The organism is Luteitalea sp. (assembly GCF_022842525.1).
Lineage (GTDB): Bacteria > Acidobacteriota > Vicinamibacteria > Vicinamibacterales > Vicinamibacteraceae > Luteitalea.
Genome location: NZ_JALHPM010000366.1, coordinates 1 through 2935 on the forward strand (window position 1 = coordinate 1; position 2935 = coordinate 2935).

3 protein-coding genes are annotated in these 2935 nt (G+C 64.8%); 1 reads left to right on the forward strand and 2 read right to left on the reverse strand.

Going from position 1 to position 2935, the window contains the following annotated elements:
* Window positions 1-101 precede the first annotated feature (101 nt).
* Window positions 102-932 (reverse strand): cyanophycinase, encoded by an 831-nt coding sequence (locus Q0C41_RS31015; protein ID WP_291990851.1) that lies wholly within the window; start codon window positions 930-932, stop codon window positions 102-104.
* 47 nt (window positions 933-979) lie between these two features.
* On the opposite strand from Q0C41_RS31015, the gene iadA reads away from it, so the two are divergent.
* Window positions 980-2146, forward strand: a complete 1167-nt coding sequence (gene iadA, locus Q0C41_RS31020; RefSeq protein WP_291990853.1) for a beta-aspartyl-peptidase — start codon at window positions 980-982, stop codon at window positions 2144-2146.
* 6 nt (window positions 2147-2152) lie between these two features.
* On the opposite strand, the gene Q0C41_RS31025 is transcribed toward iadA, so the two are convergent.
* Complete coding sequence (locus Q0C41_RS31025) at window positions 2153-2641, reverse strand: hypothetical protein (protein ID WP_291990855.1); 489 nt, start codon at window positions 2639-2641, stop codon at window positions 2153-2155.
* Window positions 2642-2935: the final 294 nt, after the last annotated feature.

The following is a 2935-nucleotide window of genomic DNA, read 5'->3' on the forward strand; positions in this document are numbered from 1 at the left end:
CTGTTCCAGCGCGCCAAGATCGAGCTCGAGGCGAATGACCGGAAAGTGCGCGTAGTGACTTGGCCCCACGTACACGGACCGATCGAGTATTTCCATGAGTCTCAGTCGCCGGAAGCGAAGACGCTGGCGCCGAATGGCTGCCGCGTGTGGAGGTTGAACGTCGCGCCCGGTGTGAGCACGTGCACTTTGACGCCGAGCAGTGTCACGGCTTCGCCCGGCTTTGCTTCGGCAATGCTCGAGAACTCCACTTCCGACGGATCGACGAGCGTGACGGCGCCACTGCCCATCACTTCCACCACTTCGTCGGGGCTGATGAACGCGGCCGTGTCTTCGTCGACACCAAGTCCGACGGAGAAGGGATTGTAGGCGAGTGCGGTGAGCAGGCGCCCCAAGCGATCGCGCTGACGAAAATGCTGATCGACGATGACGCGGTTGGTAAGACCAAGACCCGCGCACATGGTAACCATGCCTGCGCGTGGTGTCGCGCCTTCTTCCCCAAACGCGATCATGTGTTCGCTGAGAAACGCCGCGCCAGCGCTGGTGCCGGCGATGTGCACGCCCGCGGCATTGCGGATGCGCATCAACTTGGCGACCGGTGTGCCACCGAGCGTTGCGGTGAGCTTGAGCTGGTTTCCACCGGTGATGAAGACACCCGTCGCGCTGGACAACCAGTCGAGCCAATCTGAATCATCGCAATCGCTGCGTCGTTCGAAACGGAGCGACTTGGCGTTGCGGACGCCATGCTTGGCAAAGACACGTTCGTAGTACGTGCCAATGTCGGGTTCACTGGAGGCCGTGGGGATGACGGCAATGCGTGCGCTGGAGCCGCCGCTGAGTGCGACGAACCGATCGAGGATCGCATCATCGGCGAGCTTGCCGCCGATGGGGATGATCCAGCCTCGCGCAACGTCGGGATGTGGGCGTGAAGGCATGATGACGGAAGCTAACGCGCGCCGACTCGGTTCGGTAACGTTCAGGCATGCTCACCGTCCTGCGCAACGCCGATGTATTCGCCCCCGAGCCCAAGGGGCGCTGTGACCTGCTGATCGGAGGCGAGCGCGTGCTCTGGATGGGACCATCGCTGCCTGATCTTCCGGCGAGTCTCGGCGCGACGGTGGTCGATCTCGATGGGATGCGGCTCGTGCCTGGCCTCATCGACGGGCACGTGCATCTCACGGGTGGCGGCGGCGAGGCCGGTCCTGCATCGCGCGTACCGCCACCGATGCTCACACGCTACACGAGCGGCGGCGTGACGACGGCGATCGGTGTGCTGGGCACGGATGACGTTACGCGCTCCACCGCCGAATTGGTGGTGACCGCACGCGCACTGATCGCTGAAGGGCTGAGCGCGTGGTGTCACACCGGCGGCTATCACTTGCCGCCAACCACGCTCACCGGCTCGGTGCGCGGCGACATCGCGCAGATCGACCGTATCATCGGCGTCGGCGAAGTAGCGATCAGCGATCACCGCTCGAGCCAACCGACGCTCGACGAACTGTTGCGACTCGCGTCGGAGGCGCACGTGGCCGGACTGATGACCGGCAAGGCGGGCATCGTGCACCTCCATCTCGGAGACGGCGAGCGCGGACTCGCGCTCATTCGCGATGCGTTGGTGAACAGCGAGTTGCCGGCGCGCGTCTTCAATCCCACGCATGTCAATCGACGCAAGGCGCTGTTCGACGAAGCGCTATCCCTCACGTCACTCGGCTGTCACATCGACATCACGGCATTTCCGGTCGCGAAGGACGAAGATGCGTGGAGTGCCGCGAGTGCGCTGGCGCGGTATCTCGAAAGCGGCGCACCGCGTGATCGTGTGACGGTGAGCTCCGACGGCGGCGGATGTCTGCCGCGATTCGATGCGGACGGACGCGTGGTGCAGATGGGCGTCGGCGACTCCGGCGCACTGTTGGAAACGATCGCCGAGTTGTTGAGCGATGGTCTCGCATTGCAGGACGTGCTGCCGGCCTTCACGAGCAATGTGGCGCGGTTGCTTCGCCTGCCACACAAGGGGCGCATCGAAGTCGGTGGCGATGCCGATCTCGTGGTGCTGGATGCGACACACCGCGCGCATCATGTGATGGCGCGCGGTGCGTGGCATGTGCGAGCTGGACTTCCGATTCGCTTCGGTACCTTCGAAGCGACGTAGTCTTCCCTAGTGCTTCATGTCGTGCTTCATCGGGGAGCAGCCTTCCTCGAGCACGTCGAACTTGTCGTGCAGCACCTTGAGGGCGTCCTTGAGCGCGTTGTTGTCGGCGCCCTTGGCAACCATGTCGGCCACATCCTGCGTCTGCGGCGCCAGGTTGGTGGCCGCTTCCTTGAGCTTGGGCGTAGCGCACGCCTTGGGCGGGGTCGAGGCTGCCAGCAGCTTGGCCGACGCAACCATCTCCTTCGCCTTCGCCTTGAGCGGCGCCATGTCGCCGTTCTGCTTGGCGGGGTGCCAGGTGGCCATCATGAGCATGTGGTAGGCGTCCAGCTCCTTCCAGCCGGTGCTGGGCTCGGCTTCCTTGGCACCAGCCTTCATGTGGGCGTTGTGGTCCATCCCCTCCATGCCGGTCTTGGCAGGCGGTTTGGCGCCCGTGGCTTGGGCGGCGAGCGGTGCGGCGGACAGAGTCAGCGCGGCCAGCGCCGACGCGACGAGCACACGAGTGCGGGAGAGACTGGAGAGAGACGTCATGGGGACTTGGACTCTTGGCGGGGGCGGGACATCGACGAAGTAGGAGAGCAGGCAGAAGCTGCCCGACGAATACCCCAAAGTTCTCCCACCGGGCATCGTCCCACAACCGCGACGGTCGCGGCCGGGTCCGGCGAGCGCGTCCGCCCCCTCGCCCAACGTCGTCCCGCCTCACATCGTATGCCTTATGGACCCGGCTTCACCGGTCCCGTCCCCGAGTTCCTGGCGACCTGATGATCCTCCCTACCCACTCCCGAATGACCC